The organism is Streptomyces sp. NPDC005202 (assembly GCF_040608235.1).
In the GTDB taxonomy this organism is placed as follows: domain Bacteria; phylum Actinomycetota; class Actinomycetes; order Streptomycetales; family Streptomycetaceae; genus Streptomyces.
This window is the reverse complement of sequence record NZ_JBEXHW010000005.1, coordinates 205813-229259: the sequence shown is the minus strand read 5'-3', so window position 1 is coordinate 229259 and position 23447 is coordinate 205813. Positions and strand designations below refer to the sequence as shown.

Genomic DNA, 23447 nt, shown 5'->3' with positions numbered 1-23447 from the left:
GCTTCCCGGCATCCAAGCACCGCCCCGGCTGAGGAGGTCGGCGGCGCGCGGGGTCCCAGCCCGGATGCCCCGTCGACGGGAAAAGAAACCGGGTGCGTACGACGCCAGGAACAGGGCATCGGCATCGGCATCGTGGCCCGGTTCGCGGGTAACCGACGTGTTACGCAGGGAAGTTAAGGACTGGAGGACCGTATGGCCCGTGTCGTGCCCCGTCCGCGTACCGCTTTTCGCCTGCGCACGACCAGGGCCGAGCGCGCACCGCAGCCGGCACCCGGCGAACGCCGGCCACTCCCCTGGCCGCTCCGGCTGCTGGCGATGCTGTGCGCCTTCGCCTTCATGGTGGCGTTCGCCGTCGTACTGGCCCGGCTGACCCTGGAGCCGTCGCCGGCCTCGGCATCGCTGGCGCACACCAATCTGCATCCGGGCCGCTCGTTGCGGGCCTATCTGGACGAGCCGGGGCTGCGCGACGCGCTCAGGCAGATCGGCGGGAACCTGCTGCTCGGTGTCCCGTTCGGCGTGCTGGTGCCGGTCGTCGCACCACGGGCGCGCGGACTGCTGCGCGTCCTCCTGCTGACCGCGATCGTGATGCTGCTCGTGGAGTTCGCCCAGGGCGCCCTGATCACCGGGAGGGCCTTCGACATCGACGACGTCATCCTCAACACCACGGGGACGCTGGTCGGTTACCTGCTCCTGGGGCGGCGGCTCGGCCGGGCCGTGCACGCGCGCAAGCGACGCGAGTGACGCGAGTGACGCGAGCGACCGTCAGAACTGGTCCGTACCAAGGTATTGACTGCCCTTTATCTCACTTCTTAAATCAAGAGGCAACGCACTCCAACCCCCCACCTCAGTCGGCGCGTCCCTGTTCCGGGCCGCCGTACGGAAGGGAGAGCCGTGGCCTCTCCACGCCTGCTCCGCAGATGTCTCCTCGCCGCCCTGTCCGCCGTGCTGGCCGGCTCCGCCGCGATCGGCCCCGCGCGGGCGGACACGACGGATGTCTCCGCCGACACCGTGACGTTCTCCGACACCTTCGACGGGCCCGCGGGCGCGGCCGTCGACTCCTCCAAGTGGCAGACGGAGACCGGCGACAACGTCAACAACCACGAGCGGCAGTACTACACATCGGGCAACAAGAACGCCGCCCTGGACGGCCAGGGCCATCTGGTGATCACCGCCCGGCGCGAAAACCCGGCCAACTACCAGTGCTGGTACGGAACCTGCCAGTACACCTCGGCCCGGCTGAACACGGCCGGGAGGTTCGCCGCGCAGTACGGGCACGTCGAGGCCCGGATGAAGATCCCGCGCGGGCAGGGCATGTGGCCCGCGTTCTGGATGCTCGGCAACGACATCGGACAGGTGGGCTGGCCCGACTCGGGCGAGATCGACGTCATGGAGAACGTCGGCTTCGAGCCCTCGACCGTCCACGGCACCATCCACGGCCCCGGCTACTCCGGCTCGGGCGGCATCGGCGCGGCCTACTCGCTGCCGGGCGGCCAGGCCTTCGCGGACGCCTTCCACACCTTCGCCGTCGACTGGGCTCCCGACTCGATCACCTGGTCGGTGGACGGGAACGTCTACCAGCGCCGCACGCCCGCCGACCTGGGCGGGAAGACGTGGGTGTTCAACAAGCCGTTCTTCCTGATCCTGAACCTGGCGGTGGGCGGCTACTGGCCCGGCGACCCGGACGGCTCCACCGTCTTCCCGCAGCAGCTGGTGGTGGACTCGGTGTCGGTGACGACGAGCAACACACCCGCCGGGGGCGCGATCCGGGGGCTGGCCGACAAGTGCATGGACGTGGCCGGCGCGAACTCCGCCAACGGCGCCCCGGTGCAGCTCTACGACTGCAACGGCACCACCGCCCAGCAGTGGACGGTCGCCTCGGACGGCACGCTCCGCGCGCTCGGCAAGTGCCTCGACGTCACCGACAACGGCACCGCGGACGGCTCGACGGTCCAGCTGTGGGACTGCACCGGCGGCCCGAACCAGAAGTGGGCCGTCTCCTCGGCGCACGACATCGTGAACCCGCAGGCGAACAAGTGCCTGGACGTCACCGGGAACAACGCGGCCAACGGCACCCGGCTGCAGATCTGGACCTGCACGGGCGGTGCCAACCAGAAGTGGACGGTCGGCTGAGCGAGCCTAGTGCGGCCTCCAGGTGAACTTGTCGCCGCCGACCCAGCGGACCACGTCAGGGTCGTCGAGGTCGTGGACGACGATGCCGTACGCGGCGGCGGCTTCGAGGACGTCCGTGATGGTCTTCGCCTCGCCGACCACCTGACCGTCGATCTCCACGATGCGGAACGGCGGCGTGCCCGGTCCGCCCGGCTGTACCCGGTGCACCATGATCCGCGGGTGGGAAATATGGGGGCTCCCGACTTCGGTCATGCCACCAAGCGTAAATCGCAACCCGCGTCGACGGCTCCCCGCTTCACCCTTCCAGCAGCTCGAGCACCGCCGCCTCGACGGCCCCTTGCACGGCCGGACACCCGAAGTCCCCGTGTTCCCCCAGCCGGGTGAGCACGGGGCGATCGCGGACCGCCCGGGCGATCTGCGGGCGCCGGGCCGCGGGCGTCGCCCGGGCCTCCTTCGTGGTGACGGCGACCGCCACGGCGGCGAGCACCGTGGCGTGCCAGGTGCGGAAGTCCTTGGCGGTGATGTCGGTCCCGGACAGCCGGCGCAGCGCCTCGTTCAGGTCGTCGCTGTGCAGGTCGTGCCAGGCGCCCCGCTCCCGGAAGACGCAGACAGAGCCGCTCCGCACCGCGCGGGCGCCGCAGCAGGGCGCGGACGACGGCGTGCGCCTGCTCGTCCACCAGCGCCCGTACCCTCTCGATGCCGCCCTTGGCCGGGTAGCTGAACGATCTCGCCGCGCCCGCACGTGACGTGCTCGCGCAGCATCGTCGTCAGGCCGTAGGTCTCGCTCTCCTTGGTGTGCCGATAGCTGCCGACGCGGCGGTCGCAGGCGCTGGTGGGCAGTCTCACGGGGGCCCGCTCAGGGACGCCGCCAGTCGTGGCCGGTCAGGTGCGAACCGGCGCTCACGGACGAGGCATCGCGGTACCCGGGGGCGTACCGGGCAAACGGGCGGGTCCGCGGCCGGGACGGAGTACCCGTCGTGCGGCCGGTGGCATTCCCGGCGTGCGGCCCCGCCGGGGTCTTGCTCGTGCGGCCCCGTTGGGGCTGGGGAACTCTGGTGGTGGAGGTGGCGATGGACCCCGTCGAGGCACTGGACCGGATCGCCTTCCTGCTGGAGCGGTCCCTGGCGCCGACGTACCTGCGCGCCTTCCGCACCGCGGCCCGGGTGCTGGCCGAGCTGCCCGCGGAGGAGGTGGCCGAGCGGGCCACGGCGGGGACGCTGGAGTCGCTCAAGGGCGTCGGCCCGAAGACGGCGCAGGTGGTGCGCGAGGCGCTGGCCGGGAAGGTGCCCGGCTATCTGCAGAAGCTCGAGGGCGAGGCCGAGGGCCCGCTCACGCAGGGCGGCGAACGGCTGCGGGCGCTGCTGCGCGGCGACTGCCACCTGCACTCCGACTGGTCCGACGGCGGCAGCCCCATCGAGGAGATGGGGCGGACGGCGGCGCGCCTCGGGCACGAGTGGGCGGTCCTCACGGACCACTCGCCGCGGCTGACGGTGGCACGCGGCCTCACGGCCGAGCGGCTGCGCGAGCAGCTTCAGGTGGTGGCGGAGCTGAACGGGACGTGGGCTCCCTTCCGGCTGCTGACCGGCATCGAGTGCGACATCCTCGACGACGGCTCGCTCGACCAGGAGCCGGAGCTGCTGGAGCAGCTGGACGTCGTGGTGGTGTCGGTGCACTCCAAGCTGCGGATGGACGCCCGCTCGATGACCCGCCGCATGGTGGCCGCCGTACGCAATCCGCACTCCGACATCCTCGGGCACTGCACCGGACGGCTGCTGACCGGGCGCGGGCGGCCGGAGTCGGAGTTCGACGCGGACGAGGTGTTCGCCGCCTGCGCCGAGTCCGGCACGGCCCTGGAGATCAACAGCCGTCCGGAGCGGCTGGACCCGCCGCGGCGCCTGCTGCGCCGGGCGGTCGAGGCGGGCGTGCTGTTCTCCGTGGACACCGACGCGCACGCGCCCGGCCAGCTGGACTGGCAGATCCACGGGTGCGCGCGGGCCGAGGAGTGCGGGGTGCCCCCCGAGCGCGTGGTGACCACGTGGTCCATGGACGAGCTGCTGGCCTGGACCCGGGAGCGGCGTACACCGTCCGGGGTGGCGGGCGCCTGACGTGGTGTCCGGGCGCTCACCCGGACCCTCACGGTCGCCGCCGACGACGACCGCACGCCCGCGCCGCCCGACCCGCCGGTGCTGCACACCTACGCGCATCTGCTGGACCTGATCGCGGACGCCTGCCACGCGGAGAGCCGCCGCCTGCTCGACGGTCAGGCCACCCAGTTTCCGGACGGCCGGGCCGAGGCGACGCGGCGGGAACTGCACCGGCGGCTGCAGGCCGGCCTGCGCGAGCACGCGAGGCGGGAGGCGGCCCGGACGGCGGTGCTCGGGTCGCTGCTGCTGCAGGCGGAGAACCTGTGGGCGGAGGCCGTTCCGGGCGCCTTACGGGAGTGATGCAGATCACCGCAGAACATGGCAGACAGCGGAACACCAGCCGGTAGTTCCCCGCTAAACCAACCGTGGGTGCGGATGGGACAGTGTCCCCGGGCCTCACCTATTGCCCACATGGACGATCGTTCGGCTGAAGCCCTGTGGAGCCCTTCGCCGAGAGGCGACCGCCATGCGTGCCCACACCTTGACCGCCCCGACCGTGATCCCCCCGTCCGGTCGGGGCTTTTTTCGCGCCACCGGCTTCGCTTGACTTCGAGAGCACTCCAATTCGTAGCGTGCCGGACATGAGCACTACGGCACAGCACAAGATCGGTTCGGGTTTTGGCGCGACGAGCACCGCCGACGACGTCCTCGAGGGCATCGACCTCACCGGCAGGCTCGCCCTCGTCACCGGTGGCTACTCGGGCCTCGGCCTGGAGATCACGCGAGCGCTCACCAAGGCGGGCGCCCGGGTCGTCGTCCCCGCCCGCCGCCCGGCCACCGCCCGGGAGGCGCTGACCGGCGTGGATGGCGTCGAGGTGGACGAGCTCGACCTCGGCGACCTCGAGAGCGTCCGCGCCTTCGCCGAGCGATTCCTGGCGTCCGGCCGCACGGTGGACTTCGTCATCAACAGCGCCGCCGTCATGGCCTGCCCGGAGACGCGGGTCGGGCCCGGCTGGGAGGCCCAGTTCGCGACGAACCACCTCGGGCACTTCGCCCTCGTCAACCGCCTGTGGCCGGCGATCGAGCCGGGCGGCGCCCGCGTCGTCTCGGTCTCCTCCCGCGGCCACCACTTCTCCGGCATCCGCTGGGACGACATCCACTGGCGGCAGGGCTACGACAAGTGGGAGGCCTACGGCCAGGCCAAGACCGCGAACGCCCTGTTCGCCGTCCACCTCGACAGGCTCGCCCGGAACGCCGGCGTCCGGGCCTTCTCCCTCCACCCCGGCGGCATCCTCACCCCTCTCCAACGGCACCTGCCCAAGGAGGAGATGGTCGAGCGCGGCTGGATCGACGAGAGCGGCAACCCCCTGAACCCCGAGGGCTTCAAGACCCCGCAGCAGGGCGCGGCCACCCAGGTCTGGGCGGCCACCTCGCCCCAGCTGGACGGCCTGGGCGGCGTCTACCTGGAGGACTGCGACATCGCCGGGCCCGCTCCCGCGGACGGCGAACGGGTCGGCGTGAAGGACTGGGCGACCGACCCGGACCAGGCGGCCCGCCTGTGGGAGCTGTCGGCCCAGCTGACGGGCGTGAACGCGTTCGCGGCCTAGGACTCGTCCGGTTCCCTGGGGCCGTACAGGGCAGCGGGCGCGTCGGTCGTCAGGGCCCAGTAGCGGTCTCCGTACGACCAGTGCCACCACTCGGTGGGGTAGTTGACCAGCCCGGCCGCGGTCAGCGCCCGGCCCAGCACCTCGCGGTGGGCCCGGGCCTCGTCCGAGATGTTCTCCGCCCCGGTGCAGCAGGCGCCGTCGCTCTCCTCGGGACTGGCGTTGATCGCGGTGCCCAGGTCGAGTTCGCGGCCGTCGGCGTCCGCGAGCGTCAGGTCGACGGCGGCGCCCGCGGTGTGCGGGGCGATCTCGGGCGGGGAGACGTAGCGGCTGGCTGCCGAGCGGATCCGGTCGGCGGGCCACTGCGGGTGCGCGGTATGCAGTTCGTCCGCGTAGCGCTCGAAAGTAGAACCGCTGGAGGGCCGGTGGCCGGTACCCCTCCACGAAGAGCAGGCGCAGGCCGTCGGGCAGCAGGGCCTGCGCTGCGAGGATGCGGTCGAGGACGCCCCGGCGCAGATGGACTTCGGCGCCGTGGGAGTCCTTGTGCTTGCGGTCGTCGACCAGCAGCACGTCTCGTACGTCGAGGAGGGGCTCCCCGCACTCCGCCACGGGAACGGCGGCGACCCGGGCGTCGGACATCAGGATGATCTCGCTCATGCTCGTGATCATCTCGCGGTCGTGCGAACCGGCGGTGCCGGATCCCGGGGTTCAGCCTGCGGCCGTGAAGTCCCGCAGGTCGGCGACGAGTTGCCCGGCGTGCGTGACGAACAGACCATGGCCCGCGTTCTCGTAGATCTTCAGCGTGCCGTCGGGCAGCAGCCGAGCCGCGCGGCGGCCGGTCACGTCCAGGGGTGCCGAGGTGTCGTGGGTGCCGTGCACGACGAGCACCGGCAGGTCGAGCTTGGGCAGCTCGGGGGCGACGTTCACCGTGACGACCATGTCCTGCACGGCGTTCGCCGCGCGGGCCGTGGAGACCAAGCAGCGGTCGACGAGATGGCGCACGTACGCCGGTGACATGTCGTTTCCGGGCCGGTCGAGCGCGAAGAAGGAGTGGGCCGAGTCCGCGAAGAACGCGGTCCTGTCCCGCCGGAGCACCTCGTTGGCGGCCCGCATGCCGGCCGGGTCCATGCCGTCGGGGTTGTCGGCCGAGCGACAAACGCCCGGCGCGATGCCCCCGACGAGGGCGACCCGGGCCACCCGCCCGGCGCCGTGCCGCGTCAGGCAGCGCACGATCTCGGCGCTGCCCACCGAGTGGCCGATCAGGGTGACGTCGCGCAGGTCCAGGTGGTCGAGCAGCCCGTGCAGGTCGTCGGCGAGAGTGTCGAGGTCGTAGCCGCTCCAGACGTCCTCGGACCGCCCGTGCCCCCGCCGGTCGAGGCCGACGCAGCGGTAGCCCTCCTCCGCCAGGGGCAGCATCTGGAATTCCCACATCTCCGAGCCCAGGAACGCGCTGTTGACGAACACGGCGACGGGGCCGGAGGCGGGACCGTAGTCGAGTAGTGCAGTCGTGTGGGGTCGACGGGGCTGGTGAAGTACGGCATCGAGGACCTCCCGGAAACCAGGGTGCGGGGCGAGTGGGTACGCCCTCGATGGTTCCGCGCGGGGCGGGGAGGGTCGATTACCTCCGGCGTCATGCCCGGCTTCGCCGCAGGTGCAGGTCAGGCGGCGAAGCCGATATTGGTGACGTACTCGTATTGGCCCCACTGCGAGCCGAGATCGACGATCTGGTCGGTCCATGCGTCGTCCAGGGCCCGCTCGTCCCCGGCCGCCCAGGCCTCGACGATGGCCTCCCAGTGCCGGATGTTCAGCGTGCGGTACTCGATCACCCGCTGGCGGGGGCGGTCGACCTGGGACTGGTTGAGCGGGTGCAGCTCGACGCGGGTGCCGCGGCCCTCGCGGTTGAGGCGGCCGAGGAGGTAGCGGGCGACGTTGTGGCGGCGGACCGTCCAGTAGGCCGTCTCGATCCTCTCCAGGTTCCGCTTCGACGGGGACCGCCGGCCCTCCAGCCATGCCCTGAGCGTGCGGTCGGTGACGGTGAGGCCCGCCTCCCGGGCGGCGGCGCGGGAGTGCTCGGTCCGCGTGAGGTAGTGCAGGCGGGCCAGCATGCCGCGCCGGGCGGTGACCGGGGTGGCGATGCCCCCGGCCAGCGCGTCCAGCTGCCGGGCCACGGCCGCGCTGCCCTTGATGCCGCGGGCTCCGTACTTGCCGAACTCGATGGTGCGCTGCGGCACTTCGGGCTGCCTCCCTCACTCAGTCGTCGTGCTCGCCCGTGGCGGCGGGATCGATGTCCTCGCCGACGGTGTAAGTGTCCTTGATCTTCACCTCGGAAACCCCGCGGCCCTCCGGGAAGACACGCCGCCAGTCCCCGATCACGTGCAGCTCGTCGGTGCCCATCGCGCGCACGAGCGTGAGGCCCTCGTCGTAGGCCTTGTACGCCTTCATCCAGAGGTTGGCGAAGGCCTGGGAGCGGATCAGGTGCATCCAGTCGGGGCGGTACAGCTCCCGGTTGTAGTTCGACTCCCCCATCGTGGAGACGAACTTGGAGTACATCGCCTTCACGTACTCCAGGGTCACCTCGTCGTCCTCGGCGATCGCCCGGTCACGGGCGTCCTTGAGCGCGACGCGGAACTTCTCCAGCAGGCTTTCGGTCGCGCCCGAAGTGAACGACTCGTGGATCTCCGGCGGGTCGCACAGCCCGTACTTCGGCCCGGACAGGCGCAGCAGCAGCCGCAGGGTCGGCTCCGTGACCCACAGCGGGCCGGGCTCGTCCCGGTTGCCGATCGGGTTGGGCAGGTAGGCGTCGTGCTCCCAGGCGGGCGGCGTGATCAGGTGGACGCCGGCGCGGCGTCGGTCGTGGGCGAAGCCGGTGGAGTGCTCCAGCTGGCCGATCGGGAGGTGGGTCTTGAGCGCGGACAGATAGGCGCCGTTGATGTCTAGCGCGGTCACCTCGTGCCGGCCGGGCGGCAGTTCGCGGCGGGCCCACTTGGGGCGGGCCTCCCAGATCTGGTCCGAGCCGCGCGCGCTCTGCTTGCGCAGGATGTCCGGGATCCAGGGGTGCGCGACGATGTCGTACCGGCCGCCCTTGCGCGTCTCGTCCAGCAGCGCCATCGCGTCCGGGATCGCACGCTTGACCAGCGCCGCGGTGGCCGCCTCGACGTCGCCCTCGTACGTGGCGAGCGCGGCGGCGACCGCCTGGCCGATCAGGTCGGGGGTGTCGGACGCGGCTTGCATGCGGCGGCCGACGGGGACGATCCGGGTCGGCCGGCCGGGGCGGATCGGCGCGCCGGGCTTTGCCGTGTGCGGGGGCTGTCGGGGGCCCGCCGGTCGCTCGGGCTGTCCGCGTTCCGCCGTCCTGTCGGGCCGCTCGGGTTCCGCCGCGTACGCGTGACGTCCGCGCTCCACGGTGTGCGGAGGCTGCCCGGGGTCCGCCATGGGCGCGGACCGTCCGGTGCCCGCCCGGCGCGCAGGCGCCGGTGTGCCACACTCGGCCGGGTCCAAGTGCTGGGCGAATCCGGCGACTTGGTGGTGCGCGGGGGCGCCGCACAGCACGCAGGGCCGAGGCGTCGGGAGTGCCTCGACCTCGTCGGAACCGTCGGCCTGCGCCGAGGGGGCGGTGACCGCCACGTCCTCGGCGCGGTCCAGAACCGGGACCGGCCCCTCGTCCGCCGCGTCACTCGGAGCCGGTGTCGCCCCCTCGTCCGCCGCGTCACTCGGAGCCGGTGTCGCCCCCTCGGCCACGCCGGCCGCGGCACCGGCGACCGTCTCCTCGACCCGGGCCTCCAGCTTGGTCCGCGCCCCCTCGAGGAAGTACGCGTACTTCTCGCGCACCTCCCCGCTCGGATCGCGGCCGGACTCCCAGCCGCCGACCGTGGAGGGGCTGACGCCGAGGGCGCGGGCCACCTGGGCGCGGGAGAGGTTCAGGCCCTCGCGCAGGCCGCGGCGCACGTCGGGCGGTGGGAGCGCGACCTCCTGGCGGGCTCCGGCCAACAGCGCGTCGATCGCTTCGAAGTCCTTCATCGGGTCACCGTCCCGCCCCCGCCGCGCCGGCGTCGCCACGCGGGCAGGGATTCGTACGCGCGGGTCGGCCCGGCCAGCAGGTCGAGCACGTCGATGCCGAAGTGCGCGGCCAGCGCGTCGCAGTCGGCCAGGCTCCACGCGGCGCTGCCGGACTGACGGCGGCTCACCTGGGCCTGGCTCACGCCGAGGGCCAGGGCGAGGTCCGCCTGCGACTCGCCGGTCGCGTGCATCAGGGCGGCGACCGACGACCGCACCCGTTCTCCCAAGGACAGTCCCACGCGTCCACCATACCGGGTCCATGCGTCACCCGTATGAGACTTGCCGAATACGCATGCCCCCAGGTATGTGGAGCGGCCGCGTGCATCGGCGGAGACCGGGTACTCGGTGTGCGCAGTGTCAGCGCCGCCGAGAGGAGCCGAAGGTGAGTAACGCGTCGGGCAGCAGGATCGTCGTCACGGGAGCCACCGGCAACGTCGGTACGAGTGTCGTGCGCCTTCTCTCGGAGGATCCGGAGATCGGGTCGGTACGGGGGCTGGCCCGCCGGATTCCCCAGTGGTCGCCGCCGAAGACGGAGTGGTCGGCGGTCGACATCGCGTCCGAACAGGCCGGTCTGGCCGAGGAGTTCGAGGGCGCCGACGCCGTGGTCCATCTCGCGTGGGCGTTCCAGCCGACGCACGATCCGGCGGTGACCTGGCGCACCAACGTGCTGGGCAGCATCCGCGTCTTCGAGGCGGTGGCCGCCGCGCGGGTGCCGGTGCTCGTCCACGCGTCGTCGGTCGGCGCGTACTCGCCGGGACCGAAGGACCACGCGGTGGACGAGTCGTGGCCGACCCACGGGTGGCCGGACGCCGCGTACTGCCGGGAGAAGGCCTATCTGGAGCGGGCCCTGGACACCTTCGAGCGCGATCACCCGGACGTGAGGGTGGTCCGGATGCGTCCTGCCTTCCTCTTCAAGCGGGAGTCGGCGAGCGAGCAGCGCCGTATTTTCGGCGGCCGCTTCCTGCCGGGTCCGCTGGCCCGGCCCGAGCTGCTGCCGTTCCTGCCGGACGTCCCGGGCCTGCGGGTGCAGGCCCTGCACACGGACGACGCCGCCAGGGCCTACGAGCTGGCGCTGCGCCACGAGGTACGGGGTGCCTTCAACCTGGCCGCCGAGCCGCCGATCGACGCCCAGGTGCTGAGCGAGCTGCTCGGCGCCCGCCCCGTACGCCTGCCCCGCACCGCGGCCCGCTCGGCGATCGCCGCCGCCTGGGGCCTGCACCTGCTTCCCGCCTCCCCGCACCTGTTCGACGCGGTCCTCCGCCTCCCTCTGATGGACTGCACCCGCGCCCGCACCGAACTGGGCTGGCAACCGGACCGCACGGCGACGGAGGTACTGCAGGAGTTCCTGCAGGGCCTGCAGGGCGGCGCGGGCGAGGACACCGAGCCCATGAAGGGTCGCAAGGTCGGCTGAAGGGGCGCTGAAGGGGCGCTGAAGGGGCGCAAGGAACAGAACAACCTCACCGGCTCCGGCTCAAACCGTCCGCCGCTCACCGTCCGGACGCTCCCGCTGCGGCACCACCGTGTACGCCGGGTCCTCGGCCGAGGCGATTCCCGCCGCGAAGACCCCGAAGCGGGTGCACGCCGAGCCGGCGAGGAGGGCGAGACCGGAGGCGACTGCCGCGGCTCGGCGGTCGCCGAGCAGGACCGCGCCCAGGGCGCCGCCGACGGTCAGGGCCCGGGCCGCCTTCAGCAGAGCGCCCGCCCGGCCCTCGCGCCAGGTCTCGGCGACCATGCCGAGGGGGTCTTCCGCCACCTGGCCGGCCGCCATGTCGGCGAGAGCGGCGAGGGCGGCGGCGTAGCGGGCCGGGGTGTTCTCCCGGGACGGCCCCAGGGCGAGCGCCATGCCGGACGCTGCGGCCGTGGCGGAGACCGCGAACAGGTAGGGCAGTTCGCGGTGGGCTCCGTGCCAGGCCGGTACGGCGGTGTCGGCCGCGAGGACCCCGGTGTACGTCGCGACGGCCGGGCCCAGCAGCGCGGCAACCCCGGTCGCAGCCGCCCCGGCCCGCGGCAACCGCCCGGTCACCGCGCTCGCGGCGGCGACTCCCGCCGCGGGCCCGTACGCCGACAGCAGCCACGAGCCCACGCTCATCGGCGAGATCGGCTTGAACACGCGGAGCATGTTGGCGAAGCGGCCCGGGCGGCCCAGGTCGTGGATCAGCGCGGCCGCCGACAGTGAGACGGCCGTGAGGGAGGAGATCTTCAGGACCGTCGCCGTGGTGGTGCGACCAGTCAGGTGCGCCCCGGCCGCCAGCACCGATCCGGCGCCCGCCAGTCCGCCGAGGAAGAAGTACCCGGCGATGTCGGGCGCCGCCCAGGACGGCGCCTTGATGACGGGCCGGACGTAGTACGACCGGAACTCGGCCTTCGGGACCATCGCCCGCTCACCGCGGCCGCCCTTGCGCCCGCGCCGCTCGGCCGTCGGGTTCTCGGGCCTCTCGGTCCCGGTCATCGCCGCCCCCTTCCCGCGAGCGCAAAGGACAGTGCGGCGCCGCCCAGCAGCGACACGGCCGCCGCTGCCGCGTGCTTCCACATCGCCGGCAGGTCGCGGGTGGTGACGACGGGGTCCGGCGGCAGCCCGTACACCTCGGGCTCGTCGAGCAGCAGGAAGAACGCGCCGTCGCCGCCCACACCGTCGTCCGGGTCGTGCCCGTACAGCCGCGCGTCGGTGACGCCAGCCTCGTGCAGTTGCTCCACGCGCAGCGCGGCCCGCTCGCGCAGCTCGTTCAGCGGGCCGAACTGGATGGAGTCCGTCGGGCAGGCCTTGGCGCAGGCCGGTTCCTGGTCGGCGCCGAGCCGGTCGTAGCACAGGGTGCACTTGAACGCCCGCCCGTCGTTCGGGCGTTGCTCGATGACGCCGTAGGGGCAGGCCGGCACGCAGTAGCCGCAGCCGTTGCAGACGTCCTCCTGGACGACGACCGTGCCGAACTCGGTGCGGAACAGCGCCCCGGTGGGGCACACGTCCAGGCAGGCGGCGTGGGTGCAGTGCTTGCACACGTCGGAGGACATCAGCCAGCGCATCTCGCCGCCGTCCACCGTCGTCTCCTGCGCCGTCGCGCCGCCCTCGATCAGCGGGAGTTGGGTACGGCCGTCCGGCCGGGGCTGTTCGATGAAGGCCACGTGCCGCCAGGTGGACGCGCCGAGCGCCTCGGTGTTGTCGTAGGACATGCCGGTCAGGGACAGCCCGTCCTCCGGGATGGCGTTCCACTCCTTGCACGCCACCTCGCACGCCTTGCAGCCGATGCAGACGGAGGTGTCGGTGAAGAAGCCGACCCGCTGCTGAGTCTCCTCGCTCATTTCCTGGCCTCCGTCCCGGTCGTCCCGGTGATTCCGGCGCGCCTGCGGTAGGCGGCGACCAGCTTCGGCAGGTCCGGCCCGCGCGGCCGACGGCCCGGGCGGATGTCGGCGGTCAGCGCCTTGTCCTCCTGGATGTGGGCGTTGGGGCCGAGGGTGATGGCCATCAGTTCGTTGGCCGCGTCGCCGGGGGACACTCCGTTGGGTCCCCAGTGGAAGGGCAGGCCGATCTGGTGGAGTGTGCGGCCCTGCACCTTGAGGGGGGCGGATCCGGTCGGTCACCAGCACGCGGGCCTCGACCGCGTTGCGCGCGGTGACGATGGTGGCCCAGCCGCCGTGCTGCAGGCCGCGCTCGGCGGCCAGGGCGGGCGAGACCTCGCAGAAGAACTCCGGCTGCAGCTCGGACAGGTACTCCGACCAGCGGCTCATGCCGCCCGCGGTGAAGTGCTCGGTCAGCCGGTGCGTGGTGACGACGTACGGGAGACGTCGGCGCCCGGCTCGTCGCCGCTGGGGCGGTAGCGGTTGCCCTCGCGGGGCAGCAGCTGCCGGACGGGGTTGCGCGGGGTCGAGGGGTAGGTCAAGGGGTACAGGACGTTGGGGAACGGCGAGTCCTGGGGCTGGTAGTGGGTGGGCATCGGCCCGTCCTCCAGGCCGGCCGGCGTGTACAGCCAGCCCTTGCCGTCGGCCTGCATGATGAACGGGTCGTCGCCGCGCAGCGCGTCGTGGCCCTCGGCGTCCTCGTCGGGTACGTGGTCGGGGGCCCGGTCGGGTACGAAGTCGGGCACGTCGTGGCCCGTCCACTTGCCGCCCTCCGCGTCCCACCAGACGTACTTCTTGCGCTCGCTCCAGGGCGTGCCGTCGGGGGCGGCGGCGGCGCGGCTGTAGAGGATGCGCCGGTTGGCGGGCCAGGCCCAGGCCCACTCGGCGGCGACCCAGTCCTGCTCCCAGTGCGGTTTCTTGCGGGCGGCCTGGTTGACGCCGTCCGCGTACACCCCGCAGTAGATCCAGCAGCCGCAGCGCGTCGTGCCGTCGTCCTTCAGCTCCGTGTAGGCGCTCAGCGGGCCGCCGTCGGGGCCGTGGCCGCTGATCTCGGCGAGCACGGCGTCGGCGACGGGCTCCTGAAGCGGTCCGGTGACCGGGTAGTCCCAGGCGAGGTCGAGGATCGGGCGGTCCATGGGATCGGTCGAACCGGCCAGCTTCTCCTTGATGCGGCGGCCCAGGTGGTACATGAACCACAGGTCGCTGCGCGCGTCGCCCTCGGGTTCGACGGCCGCGTAGTGCCACTGCACCCAGCAGTTGGTGTTGGTGAACGAGCCGGACTTCTCGGTGTGCGAGGCGGCCGGGAAGAAGAACACCTCGGTGCCGATGTCCTCCGTCCGCAGCTCTCCGCTCTCGATCTCCGGCCCGTCCTTCCACCAGGTCGCCGACTCGATGAGGGAGAAGTCGCGGACGACCAGGCGGCACTGCCCCGGCCGATGCGGTCGCTGCCGGTGAGCTGACGATAGACGGGCCAGGCGCGGACGCGGTCGGCCATACCCATGGCGGCTCCCTGAGGGGTCAGGCGGAGGGCTCGTCCGGTACGGGGTGCTCGGGGTTCACGGAACCCGAGTGCGGGGCAACACCCCGCCGTCCGGTGCCCGCCTCGTCGGTGTCCGGGACGTCGGTGGCCGGCTCGGCGGACTCCGCTTCCTCGTCGGTCTCGCCCCGCTCGCGGACGGGAGCGGCCTCCCAGGGGTCATCACCGGCGTGGGCCTGCTGGTCCGGCATGTCCCGGGGGACAGGCGCGCCGTTCTCGCCGGGTGCTTCCTGGCGGTGGTCGGACACGACGTACTCCCTTCGCGTCGTCGGGTGAGACGCGAGTACCTCCGCGGTCACCTGCGAAACCTGCCGTGTCGCGAAGGCGGCCTGGTGCGGCGCCGGATGCCTCGGCCGACGCCGGGCGCCTCAGGCGTGGAGGCGCAGCGCCCGCATCTGTTCCTCGAGCGGGCCCAGGCCGACGTCCCGGCGGCGCTCGTCGAGGTTCTGCGGCCGGCGCACCGGATACGGGCGCAGCGTCACGGGATTGACCCGCGTCCCGTAGAACTGCGGCTCGCCCAGCTCCACGGCGCAGTGGTCGGCGATGTAGGCGAGATGCACCGCGGGGCAGCGGCCGTCCGCCGTGGCCTGGGCGATCAGATCGCGGCAGCGCAGCCGGAAGCCGAGGTCCGGGGCGTGCAGCAGGATCATCAGCGCCGCCGTCGACGCGGCCGCGCCGACCACGTCGGCGGCCGGCCAGCCGTGCCGGCGGACGATCGCCGCGAGGGCCTCGGCGTTGTCCCGGTGGCACTCGACGACACGGCGCCGACGCTCCGGCGTGGGACCGGCCCCCGTCTGTCGCATCAGCTCCCGGTCCTCATCGGCCCTGCGCACCAACTCGGCCGCCAACGCGGAGGCAAGCGCCGGGGACAGCGGCATCTCGGCGTGCCCAGTCGGTGCCGCGTCCACCGGGTGCCCAGCTGGTGCCGCGTCCACCGGGTGCCCAGTCGCTGCCGCGTCCACCGGGTGCCCGGTCGGTGCCGCGTCCACCGGGTGCCCGGTCGCTGCCGCATCCGCCGCGTGCCCGGTCGCTGCCGCGTCCACCGGGTGCCCGGTCGCTGCCGCGTCCACCGCGTGCCCACTCGCTGCCGCGTCCACCACACGCCCGGTCGCTGCTGCATCCGCCGCGTGCCCACTCGCTGCCGCGTCCACCGCACGCCCGGTCGCTGCTGCATCCGCCGCGTGCCCACTCGCTGCCACGTCCACCACGTGCCCACTCGCTGCCACATCCACCGCGTGGGCGTCCGGTGGGGAACCCGCCGCCGGAACCGCATCCGCCCCATGCCCCGCCGATGCCCCATCCACCGGGTGCACCGCCGGCGCAGAACCCCCCGCCGGGGGCGCGTCCCCCCGGCGCCCCGCCGACGCCGCATCAGCCCTGCGCGCCGCCGGAATCGGGACCGCCGCGCGCTCCCCCGGTGCTGCACCCGCCGTGTGCCTCGTCGATGTTGCGGCCGTGCCCGGCTCTGCCGCCGCTCCTGCGCTCGCGTCCAGGCGCGGCCGGCCGGCGCCTTTGGCCGGGGTGTCCCCGTCCTGGCGCGGCATCGCAGAGCCCGCAGCCGCGTTGTCCGCGCCCTTGCCGAGGCGCTCCGCCCCGCCCCTCACGGCGCCGCCCCCCGTCCTTGCAGCGTGAACCACACTCTCTTGCCCGGGCTGCCGGGCTCGGGCGGTGCCATGCCCCAGTCGTCGGCCAGCGCGGCCACGATGGCCAGTCCGCGCCCGGACTCGGCCACCGCGTCCGCCGCACGCGGCCGCGGCAGCTCGGGCGAGCGGTCGGCGACCGTCACACACAGGGTGCGCCCGCTCCACTCGATGGTGACGGTGATCGTGTCGCGCGGGTCGGTGCTCGCGTGTTTGACCGCGTTGGCGAACAGCTCGTCCGTCGCCAGGACGGCAGTGTCCAGCTGATCGGCCGACAGGGCCAGCTCGGCGAGGTGCTCGGCGACCAGGCGCCGCACGGCCGCCGCACGGGAGGGGTCGGCGGGCACGGTGGAGCGGAGGCGGAGAGACTCGTTCACGGCGACCTCGGCGGGCCCGGCCAGGCCGGCCGGCACTCCGCCGGCCATTCCGTCCCCGGCATCTGCCTGTGAGGGCAACGGCCCGCGGCGCTGGGCCCTGGATGCCGTCATCGGTCCTCCTTGGAGTGCAGCGCGTCCGAGGGGCGGCTCGTTGGCTGCCCCACGGGGCGCTGTCGGCCGGTGGGGAGGCCGAGGTCCGCCGGTAACACGGCGCGGCCGAGCCGCTCGGACAGCACGGCGGCGATCAACTCCGTTGTGGCGCCGCATGGTTGCCGGGGCCCCTGGAGCCGACGGGTGACGGAGACCAGGTCGTGGTTGGTGTCCACACCCTGTCGGCGGCCCAGTTCGTTGCCCCGGCGGGGGAGGGAGACGTAGTAGGAGCAGCCCGCGTCCTTCAGGGCGGCTGCCGGCGCCTTGTTGCCCCCGGTGGTGCCCTCGTCCGGGCGCCTTGACTGTCCGTCGGTCACGGTGGCCATCCAGGTCTCGCCTCGCGGTCGGGTGCGGCCCGGGGCTGCACCTGTTGGAACATCAGTTCCCGTACTGCCCAGCACAGTTGGCCGTCGTCGCTGGCCTCACGTGCGGCAGCTCCCTCGATCACTATGGTCTGCGACACACTCAGCTCGCAACCTGCGTTCTGATAATTTCAGAACGAGTCGCATCACCCTGTCTGTGTCGTCCTCCGCGTGGCACACTGCACACTGTGACGGCCGTTCCGGGAGGTTGGGCGTGAGCGAGAACCGCTCTGGCGGCAGTGCACCCACCGTCCTGCGGATGGTTCTCGGTAAACGGCTGCGGCAGCTGCGGGAGCAGGCCGGAGTGTCCTTCGAGGACGCGGCACGGGCCATCGAGGTGACCCCTTTGACGGTCCGCCGGATCGAGAAGGCCGAGGTCGGGCTGCGCATCCCGTACGTCAAGGAGCTGCTGCGCACCTACGGGGTCCCGGCGGCGGAGATCGAGGACTTCCTCACCCTGGCCAGGGAGGCCAACCAGCCCGGGTGGTGGTACAAGTACCGCGACGTGCTGCCCGAGTGGTTCAGCGCCTACGTGAGCCTGGAGAGCGAAGCCAGCGTCATCCGCCTCTACGAACCCCACTACGTTCCCGGCCTGTTGCAGACGCACGACTACGCCACCGCGCTCATGCGCGTCGGTTTCCCCAACGAGTCGAAGGAGGAGATAGCCCGTCGCGTGGCCCTGCGCCTCAAGCGCCAGGACCTGATCGTCAAGCCGGACGCCCCGGCCGTCTGGGCCATCCTGGACGAGACGGTGCTGCGCCGCCCCGTCGGCGGCGTCGAGGTGATGCGGGCCCAGATGGACCGGCTCATCGAGGTCCTGGACATGCCGAAGGTCCGGATCCAGGTCATGCGCTTCTTTGTGGGAGCCCACCCGGGCGCCTACGGCCCCTTCCACCACTTCCGCTTCGGGTTCTCCGAACTGCCCGACGTCGTCTACACCGAGAACCTCGCCGGCTCGGTCTACTACGACCGGCCCGAGGACGTCGTCACCTATCTCGAAATACTGGACCGGATGTCCGTGCAGGCGGAACCGGTCGCACGAACCAGGGACATCCTGGCTGAACTGCGTAAGGAGTTGTGACCTATGGGATCCAGGGGCCCCGTCTACAACGGCATGCCCGCCGTCGACCTGGGAACCGAGGGCTGGGAGAAGCCCTGGAGCGGCCCCAACGGCGGCTCCTGCGTGGAGGCCAAGCGCCTGCCCGACGGCAGCGTCGCCTTCCGCCAGTCCACGGACCCCGAAGGGCCCGCGCTGGTCTACACCCGAGCCGAGATGATCACTTTCCTCGAGGGCGCCAAGGCCGGCATGGCGGACTTCCTGGTCGCCTGAGCCGGGACAGCGCCGCCCCGCCCGAGCACCCGCCACACGCGGCCTCCTGCTCAGCGCCAACTCGGGCCGCACGAGTGGACGTTGACGATAAGTTAGAGACAGACCGCGTGACGCACGGCAGGAGATCTCCCATGACAGACGGCCAGCCCACCCCCGACCAGGACGCGTTGTCCAAGATCGACACCACGGTGCCGCATTCGGCCCGCATCTGGAACTACTGGATGGGCGGGAAGGACAACTACGAGATCGACCGGATCGCGGGCGACGCCTACCGCGAGGTCGCGCCCAACATCGAGACGATGGCTCGCGCCTCCCGCCAGTACCTGATCCGCGCCGTGACCCTGGTGGCCGGCGACCTCGGCATCCGCCAGTTCCTCGACATCGGCACCGGACTGCCGACCTACGACAACACCCACCAGGTCGCCCAGCGCATCGCCCCCGAGTCGCGCATCGTCTACGTCGACAACGACCCGCTGGTGCTCCGCCACGCCCAGGCCCTGCTCACCAGCACCCCGGAGGGCGTCACCGAGTACATCGACGCGGACCTGCACGAGCCCGAGACGATCATCGAGAGGGCGAAGAAGATCCTGGACTTCGACCGGCCGGTCGCCCTGATGCTCATGGGCATCCTCGGCCACGTCCAGGACTACGAGGAGGCCAAGTCGATCGTCCGCCGCCTCCAGGCCGCCCTGCCCTCCGGCAGCTACTTCGTCCACTACGACAGCACCGACACCGACCAGGCACTCAAGGAGGCCCAGCAGGGCTACGACGACACCGGCGCCGTGCCGTACGTGCTGCGCAGCCCGGAGCAGCTCGCCGCCTACTACGAGGGCCTGGAACTGCTCGAGCCCGGCATCGTGTCCTGCCCGCTGTGGCGTCCCGAGCCCGGCACCACGCCCGAGCCCACGGACATCCACGGCGGCGTGGCCCGCAAGCCCTGACGTCCCGGTGCCGGGGCAGGCGTCCCCTGCCCCGGCCCACTGCCACGGCCCACTGCCCCGGCCCACCGCTCCGGCCTACGGCGCCGTCCGCAGGAAGTCCGCCAGCCCCTCGAGGAGCCGGTCGACGTCCTCCTCCGTGGTGTACGGGGCCAGGCCGACACGCAGGCCTCCGGCGTCCCCCAGTCCGAGGCGGCGGGAGGCCTCCACGGCGTAGAAGGAGCCGGACGGCGCGGCGATCGCGCGCTCGGCCAGGTGGCGGTAGGCGTCGACGGTGCTGCGGCCGTCGATGGTCAGCAGCAGCGTGGGAGTGCGCCGGGCCGCCCGCGAGTACACGGTGATCTCCGGGAAGCCGGCCAGCCCCGCCTCGATGCGACGCCGCAGGGCGTCCTCGTAGTGCTCGAGCGCGGTCAGCGAGGCGAGCAGCCGCTCCCGCCGGGTGCCGCGCGCGTCCGGGTCCAGCCGGGCGAGGAAGTCCACGGCGGCGCGGGTGCCGGCCAGCAGTTCGTAAGGCAGGGTGCCCAGTTCGAAGCGCTCGGGGACCGCGTCGGGCGAGGGCAGCAGCTTGTCCGGATGCAGGGTCTCCAGGAGGTCGGGGCGGCTCGCCAGGACGCCGAGGTGCGGCCCGAGGAACTTGTACGGGGAGCAGACGAAGAAGTCCGCGCCGAGTCGTGCGAGGTCGACCGGGACGTGTGCGGTGTAGTGCACGCCGTCGACGTAGAGGAGGGCGCCCCGGTCGTGGGCCAGGGCGGCGATCGCGGGCACGTCCGGGAGAGTGCCGATCAGGTTGGAGGCGGCGGTGACCGCGACCAGCCGGGTGCGGTCGGACAGCTGGGCGCGGATGTCCTCCGGGGTCAGTTCGCCGGTGGCCGGGTCGAAGTCGGCCCAGCGCACGACGGCTCCGACGGCCTGCGCGGCCTGGACCCAGGGCCGGATGTTGGCGTCGTGGTCCAGTCGCGTCACGACGACCTCGTCGCCCGGCGACCAGGTCTTGGCAAGGGTGCGGGAGAAGTCGTACGTCAGCTGGGTGGCGCTGCGGCCGAAGACGATGCCCGACGGCTCGGCGCCGAGCAGGTCCGCCATGGCCTGCCGGGCGGCGACGACGCAGGCTTCGGCATTGCGCTCGCCCGCCGTGCCGGACCCCCGGTTGGACAGCGGGCCGGCCAGGGCCTCGGCGATGGCGTCGATGACGGACTGCGGTGTCTGGCTGCCGCCGGGCCCGTCGAAGTGGGCCCAGCCCGCCTTCAGGGCGGGGAACTGCGCGCGGACGCCGGCGATGTCGTGGCTCACGGAAGGCTCCTTCGAACGGCCCGGTACGGGGTGGCGTCACCCATGATCCCGCGCCGCGGGACACCGGGGCCCGGCCTTCGAACCAGCCGACGCCCGGCGACCCAGGGAACATCCTGACGCCCGGCGCTCCCGGGAAACCCTGCCACCCGGCGCCCCCGGGAAACCCCAACACCCGGCGACCCCACGAAACCCCGGCACCCCGACCCCCGCGAAGCCCCGACACCCCACACCCCCGCGAAGCCCTACGGCTTCCGCTCCTCCAACGCCGCCTGCCAGGCGGGGAGGTGGGCCTCCGGTGCGGGCTCCGCGCGACGGCCGCCGCGGGCGAAGAAGTCGGCGAGCGGCAGGATCGCGGCGCCGACGGTGACCGCGTCCGGGCCGAGCCGGCCCAGGTCGATGGTCACCTTCTCCGCGGGGTGGCGCAGCGCGTACGCCGTCGCGTGACGGCGTACGGCGGGCAGGAACCGCGAGCCGAGCTGGAGGCCGGCCCAGCCGCCGATGAGGATCCGCTCGGGCTGGAAGAGGTTGATCAGGTCGGACAGGCCGGCGCCCAGGTACTCGGCGGTCTCCTCCAGGACGGCGAGTGCCACGGGGTCGGCCGCGGTGCCCTTCGGTGGATAGGCGGCGGCCAGCATCGCGGTCAGCGCGGTTTCCTCGTCGGTGTCCTGCGGCGGGCGCCCGCCCTCCTCGCGCCAGCGGGCCAGCAGCGACTCGGCGCCCGCGTACGCCTCCAGGCAGCCGAGCGCGCCGCACCGGCAGCGGCGTCCCCGCACCCGTACCGTCAGATGCCCCCACTCGACGGCCCGGCCGCGCTCCACCTCGGGTGTGACCAGGCAGGCGCCGACACCGGAGCCGAAGAGCACCACGACCGCGTTGCCGGCGCCGCGCCCGGCGCCGAACCACATCTCTGCCTGCCCCAGCGTCTTGGCGCCGTTGTCGATGAAGTACGGCACGTCGTCGGGGAGTTGGGAACCGGCGCGCAGCAGGGCCTCCAGGGGCACCGCGTCCCAGCCGATGGTCTGCCCGTGCACCACGGCGCCGCGGTCCGGGGTGCGCTCGACGATGCCGGGGACGCCGATCCCGACGCCGAGGAGCCGCTCCGGCGCCAGGCCGGCGGTGGCGAGGACCTCGGCGATCGCGTCCCGGATGTGCCCGGTGACGACCTCGACGTCGTAGCGCTGCGGCTCCAGGGGCTGCTGGGTGCGCGCCAGTTCGGTGAGGGTGAGGTCGAACAGCTCGACCCGCACCCGGGTCTCGCCGACGTCCACGCCGATCATGTGGCCGCTGCTCGGGGTGACGCGCAGCAGGGTGCGGGGTCGGCCGCCGTCGGAGTCGACGCTGCCGGCCTCCTCCACCAGGCCGTCGGCGATCAGGTCGGCGACGACGTTGCTGACCGAGCCGGAGCTCAGGCCGGTCGCCGGGCCGAGTTCGAAGCGGCTGAGGGGGCCGTCGAAGTAGAGCCGTTGCAGCACGGCCGTGCGGTTGCCCCGCCTGAGATCGCGCACCGTGCGCCCGTTCCGCCCCGCCATGTGGCTCCCTTCGAACCCTGCCCGACCTGCAACATACCGCCGGGAGCGGTGTCGGCGCGACTTCTTCGAGGCTTAGTACACGCAATAAATTAAGATGTGACCACCAGGTCGGCGATCTCATCCAGCGCGGCGACCAGCTCCGGGGCGACCCGCTCCTGCACCCCGTGGTCGTGCTCCTCCCCCCACCGCCCGCGGGACCGTCCCGGTGAGCATGATCAAGTAGAGGTAGCTGCGGTAGAGGGCGAGGCGGAGCCGGGCCGCCCGGTGGAACTCCGCCCGGCCGCCGGCCGCCCGGTAGCCCGCGAGGAACGCCCGGTCCTTCCTGATGTCCCCGAGCAGCGCCAGGGAGACGAAGTCGGCCAGGGGGTCGCCCCAGAACATGCGCTCGCCGTCGATGAGCCCGCCGATGCGGACCCGGCCCGTCGAGCGGTCGACCAGGATGTTGCCCGGCCACAGGTCGAAGTGGACCAGACAGGGGACGGCGACCTCGTCCAGGGCGTCGTACGCGGCCCGCGCCGTGCGGGCCACCTCGTCGGCGGGGCGGGGCAGCCGGGCGCGGTAGCGGCGGGCGTCGTCCAGGACGGCGGCGTACATGGCGGTGAACGCGGTCCGCCAGTCGGGGGCGAGCGGGCCGAGGGCGCCGGAGGGGTAACCGAAACCGGGGCCGGTCACACGGTGGAGCCGGGCCACCTGGCGGCCCGGCTCCGTGCGCAGCCCGGTCGCTTCGGTGCCCGTGACCGAAGTGTCCCAGGGGTCGCCCGGGCAGGCCGTCATCAGCAGGTGGCGTACGGTCATGTCGCCGCCGACGGCCACGACGCGCGGCGCCGGTACGCCGGCCTGCGCGGCCCCGCGGTGGAACTCCGCCTCGGAGACGAGGAGTTCACCCTCGTAGCGCAGGCCCGGGAGGGTCGGCGCGGGCGGGATCTTCAGCACGTTGCGGCTGCCGTCGGTGAGGCGGAGTTCCTCGACGGCGTTGTACGTGCCGCCGCCGAGCGGGCGGAGGTGGGCGAGGCGGTCGGGTGCGATGCCCGCGGCCCGTAGGACGTGCCGGGCCCGTTCCCAGGAGTCCGTCACCGTGCGCCCACCCCTC

The 23447-nt window shown here is 72.8% G+C and carries 22 protein-coding genes and 4 pseudogenes; 9 read left to right on the top strand and 17 right to left on the bottom strand.

Annotation, left to right across the window (positions count from 1 at the left end; all coding sequences use genetic code 11):
* The first annotated feature begins 192 nt into the window (after positions 1 to 192).
* Both ABZV31_RS12385 and ABZV31_RS12380 read left to right on the top strand, forming a co-directional pair.
* Complete coding sequence (locus tag ABZV31_RS12385; RefSeq protein WP_355891751.1) at positions 193 to 741, top strand: VanZ family protein; 549 nt, start codon at positions 193 to 195, stop codon at positions 739 to 741.
* 150 nt (positions 742 to 891) lie between these two features.
* Positions 892 to 2130 carry a lectin gene (locus tag ABZV31_RS12380; protein ID WP_355891749.1) on the top strand — a complete coding sequence of 413 codons (1239 nt, stop codon included), beginning with the start codon at positions 892 to 894 and terminating at the stop codon, positions 2128 to 2130.
* A gap of 6 nt (positions 2131 to 2136) precedes the next feature.
* On the opposite strand, the gene ABZV31_RS12375 is transcribed toward ABZV31_RS12380, so the two are convergent.
* Complete coding sequence (locus ABZV31_RS12375; RefSeq protein WP_355891746.1) at positions 2137 to 2382, bottom strand: hypothetical protein; 246 nt, start codon at positions 2380 to 2382, stop codon at positions 2137 to 2139.
* Between the two features lie 43 nt (positions 2383 to 2425).
* Positions 2426 to 2755 carry a hypothetical protein gene (locus ABZV31_RS12370; protein ID WP_355891743.1) on the bottom strand — a complete coding sequence of 110 codons (330 nt, stop codon included), beginning with the start codon at positions 2753 to 2755 and terminating at the stop codon, positions 2426 to 2428.
* A 445-nt stretch (positions 2756 to 3200) separates the two neighbouring features.
* Between ABZV31_RS12370 and ABZV31_RS12365 the strand changes: the two genes are divergently transcribed.
* From ABZV31_RS12365 to ABZV31_RS12355, 3 genes and pseudogenes are all read left to right on the top strand, one after another.
* A complete protein-coding gene (locus ABZV31_RS12365; RefSeq protein ID WP_355891740.1) occupies positions 3201 to 4235 on the top strand; it encodes a PHP domain-containing protein in 1035 nt (344 codons plus the stop codon).
* 6 nt (positions 4236 to 4241) lie between these two features.
* A pseudogene (locus ABZV31_RS12360) lies at positions 4242 to 4574 on the top strand (FUSC family protein); the annotation flags it as partial.
* Between the two features lie 281 nt (positions 4575 to 4855).
* On the top strand, positions 4856 to 5821 hold the full coding sequence (locus ABZV31_RS12355) for an SDR family NAD(P)-dependent oxidoreductase (protein WP_355891738.1): 966 nt from the start codon (positions 4856 to 4858) through the stop codon (positions 5819 to 5821).
* On the opposite strand, the pseudogene ABZV31_RS12350 reads toward ABZV31_RS12355, so the two are convergent.
* The 5 genes and pseudogenes from ABZV31_RS12350 to ABZV31_RS12330 form a co-directional block, all read right to left on the bottom strand.
* Positions 5818 to 6475 (bottom strand): annotated as a pseudogene (locus tag ABZV31_RS12350) (M15 family metallopeptidase). The gene ABZV31_RS12355 and the pseudogene ABZV31_RS12350 sit on opposite strands and share 4 nt — an antisense overlap.
* Positions 6476 to 6526: 51 nt before the next feature.
* Complete coding sequence (locus ABZV31_RS12345; protein ID WP_355891735.1) at positions 6527 to 7282, bottom strand: alpha/beta hydrolase; 756 nt, start codon at positions 7280 to 7282, stop codon at positions 6527 to 6529.
* A 194-nt stretch (positions 7283 to 7476) separates the two neighbouring features.
* Positions 7477 to 8049, bottom strand: coding sequence for a transcriptional regulator (locus tag ABZV31_RS12340; protein WP_355891733.1), 573 nt, complete (start codon positions 8047 to 8049; stop codon positions 7477 to 7479).
* Positions 8050 to 8068: 19 nt separating this feature from the next.
* A complete protein-coding gene (locus tag ABZV31_RS12335) occupies positions 8069 to 9835 on the bottom strand; it encodes a helix-turn-helix domain-containing protein (RefSeq protein ID WP_355891730.1) in 1767 nt (588 codons plus the stop codon).
* The gene (locus tag ABZV31_RS12330) at positions 9832 to 10113 is read right to left on the bottom strand and encodes a helix-turn-helix transcriptional regulator (RefSeq protein WP_355891727.1); all 282 of its coding nucleotides are present in this window, start codon (positions 10111 to 10113) and stop codon (positions 9832 to 9834) included. The genes ABZV31_RS12335 and ABZV31_RS12330 overlap by 4 nt, the downstream gene beginning before the upstream one ends.
* Before the next feature lie 143 nt (positions 10114 to 10256).
* Here ABZV31_RS12330 and ABZV31_RS12325 point away from each other — a divergent pair, with 143 nt between their 5' ends.
* Positions 10257 to 11285, top strand: a complete 1029-nt coding sequence (locus ABZV31_RS12325; RefSeq protein ID WP_355891724.1) for an SDR family oxidoreductase — start codon at positions 10257 to 10259, stop codon at positions 11283 to 11285.
* Positions 11286 to 11345: 60 nt separating this feature from the next.
* On the opposite strand, the gene nrfD is transcribed toward ABZV31_RS12325, so the two are convergent.
* The 7 genes and pseudogenes from nrfD to ABZV31_RS12290 all read right to left on the bottom strand — a co-directional run bounded on the left by nrfD (position 11346) and on the right by ABZV31_RS12290 (position 17225).
* Positions 11346 to 12323 carry an NrfD/PsrC family molybdoenzyme membrane anchor subunit gene (nrfD, locus tag ABZV31_RS12320; protein WP_355891721.1) on the bottom strand — a complete coding sequence of 326 codons (978 nt, stop codon included), beginning with the start codon at positions 12321 to 12323 and terminating at the stop codon, positions 11346 to 11348.
* A complete protein-coding gene (locus ABZV31_RS12315; protein WP_355891718.1) occupies positions 12320 to 13168 on the bottom strand; it encodes a 4Fe-4S dicluster domain-containing protein in 849 nt (282 codons plus the stop codon). Before ABZV31_RS12315 ends, nrfD begins: the two co-directional genes overlap by 4 nt.
* Positions 13165 to 14622 (bottom strand): annotated as a pseudogene (locus ABZV31_RS12310) (molybdopterin dinucleotide binding domain-containing protein); the annotation flags it as partial. The pseudogene ABZV31_RS12310 and the gene ABZV31_RS12315, both read right to left, overlap by 4 nt.
* Before the next feature lie 100 nt (positions 14623 to 14722).
* Entirely contained in the window at positions 14723 to 14989 is a 267-nt protein-coding gene (locus tag ABZV31_RS12305; protein WP_355891717.1) for a hypothetical protein, read from the bottom strand.
* Positions 14990 to 15109: 120 nt separating this feature from the next.
* Positions 15110 to 15841, bottom strand: coding sequence for a DUF6624 domain-containing protein (locus ABZV31_RS12300; protein ID WP_355891714.1), 732 nt, complete (start codon positions 15839 to 15841; stop codon positions 15110 to 15112).
* A gap of 500 nt (positions 15842 to 16341) precedes the next feature.
* A complete protein-coding gene (locus ABZV31_RS12295; RefSeq protein ID WP_355891713.1) occupies positions 16342 to 16869 on the bottom strand; it encodes an ATP-binding protein in 528 nt (175 codons plus the stop codon).
* Positions 16866 to 17225, bottom strand: coding sequence for a hypothetical protein (locus ABZV31_RS12290; protein ID WP_355891711.1), 360 nt, complete (start codon positions 17223 to 17225; stop codon positions 16866 to 16868). The genes ABZV31_RS12295 and ABZV31_RS12290 overlap by 4 nt, the downstream gene beginning before the upstream one ends.
* Before the next feature lie 304 nt (positions 17226 to 17529).
* On the opposite strand from ABZV31_RS12290, the gene ABZV31_RS12285 reads away from it, so the two are divergent.
* The 3 genes from ABZV31_RS12285 (at position 17530) to ABZV31_RS12275 (ending at position 19541) form a co-directional block, all read left to right on the top strand.
* The gene (locus ABZV31_RS12285; RefSeq protein WP_355891708.1) at positions 17530 to 18351 is read left to right on the top strand and encodes a helix-turn-helix transcriptional regulator; all 822 of its coding nucleotides are present in this window, start codon (positions 17530 to 17532) and stop codon (positions 18349 to 18351) included.
* Positions 18352 to 18354: 3 nt separating this feature from the next.
* Positions 18355 to 18600 carry a DUF397 domain-containing protein gene (locus tag ABZV31_RS12280; protein WP_355891705.1) on the top strand — a complete coding sequence of 82 codons (246 nt, stop codon included), beginning with the start codon at positions 18355 to 18357 and terminating at the stop codon, positions 18598 to 18600.
* Positions 18601 to 18731: 131 nt separating this feature from the next.
* Positions 18732 to 19541, top strand: coding sequence for an SAM-dependent methyltransferase (locus ABZV31_RS12275; protein ID WP_355891702.1), 810 nt, complete (start codon positions 18732 to 18734; stop codon positions 19539 to 19541).
* Between the two features lie 75 nt (positions 19542 to 19616).
* On the opposite strand, the gene ABZV31_RS12270 is transcribed toward ABZV31_RS12275, so the two are convergent.
* The 3 genes and pseudogenes from ABZV31_RS12270 to ABZV31_RS12260 all read right to left on the bottom strand — a co-directional run bounded on the left by ABZV31_RS12270 (position 19617) and on the right by ABZV31_RS12260 (position 23431).
* Positions 19617 to 20828, bottom strand: a complete 1212-nt coding sequence (locus ABZV31_RS12270) for a cysteine desulfurase-like protein (RefSeq protein ID WP_355891700.1) — start codon at positions 20826 to 20828, stop codon at positions 19617 to 19619.
* 242 nt (positions 20829 to 21070) lie between these two features.
* Entirely contained in the window at positions 21071 to 22357 is a 1287-nt protein-coding gene (locus ABZV31_RS12265; RefSeq protein ID WP_355891697.1) for an ROK family transcriptional regulator, read from the bottom strand.
* An 89-nt stretch (positions 22358 to 22446) separates the two neighbouring features.
* Positions 22447 to 23431 (bottom strand): annotated as a pseudogene (locus ABZV31_RS12260) (aminoglycoside phosphotransferase family protein).
* Positions 23432 to 23447: the final 16 nt, after the last annotated feature.

What these genes read in the sequence shown, in the direction of transcription:
- ABZV31_RS12295 (WP_355891713.1), bottom strand. Translation starts at nt 16,869, where the DNA reads ATGACGGCATCCAGGGCCCAGCGCCGCGGGCCGTTGCCCTCACAGGCA.
- ABZV31_RS12365 (WP_355891740.1), top strand. Translation starts at nt 3,201, where the DNA reads ATGGACCCCGTCGAGGCACTGGACCGGATCGCCTTCCTGCTGGAGCGG.
- ABZV31_RS12285 (WP_355891708.1), top strand. Translation starts at nt 17,530, where the DNA reads ATGGTTCTCGGTAAACGGCTGCGGCAGCTGCGGGAGCAGGCCGGAGTG.
- nrfD (WP_355891721.1), bottom strand. Translation starts at nt 12,323, where the DNA reads ATGACCGGGACCGAGAGGCCCGAGAACCCGACGGCCGAGCGGCGCGGG.
- ABZV31_RS12265 (WP_355891697.1), bottom strand. Translation starts at nt 22,357, where the DNA reads ATGGCGGGGCGGAACGGGCGCACGGTGCGCGATCTCAGGCGGGGCAAC.
- ABZV31_RS12355 (WP_355891738.1), top strand. Translation starts at nt 4,856, where the DNA reads ATGAGCACTACGGCACAGCACAAGATCGGTTCGGGTTTTGGCGCGACG.
- ABZV31_RS12315 (WP_355891718.1), bottom strand. Translation starts at nt 13,168, where the DNA reads ATGAGCGAGGAGACTCAGCAGCGGGTCGGCTTCTTCACCGACACCTCC.
- ABZV31_RS12335 (WP_355891730.1), bottom strand. Translation starts at nt 9,835, where the DNA reads ATGAAGGACTTCGAAGCGATCGACGCGCTGTTGGCCGGAGCCCGCCAG.
- ABZV31_RS12385 (WP_355891751.1), top strand. Translation starts at nt 193, where the DNA reads ATGGCCCGTGTCGTGCCCCGTCCGCGTACCGCTTTTCGCCTGCGCACG.
- ABZV31_RS12375 (WP_355891746.1), bottom strand. Translation starts at nt 2,382, where the DNA reads ATGACCGAAGTCGGGAGCCCCCATATTTCCCACCCGCGGATCATGGTG.
- ABZV31_RS12280 (WP_355891705.1), top strand. Translation starts at nt 18,355, where the DNA reads ATGGGATCCAGGGGCCCCGTCTACAACGGCATGCCCGCCGTCGACCTG.
- ABZV31_RS12275 (WP_355891702.1), top strand. Translation starts at nt 18,732, where the DNA reads ATGACAGACGGCCAGCCCACCCCCGACCAGGACGCGTTGTCCAAGATC.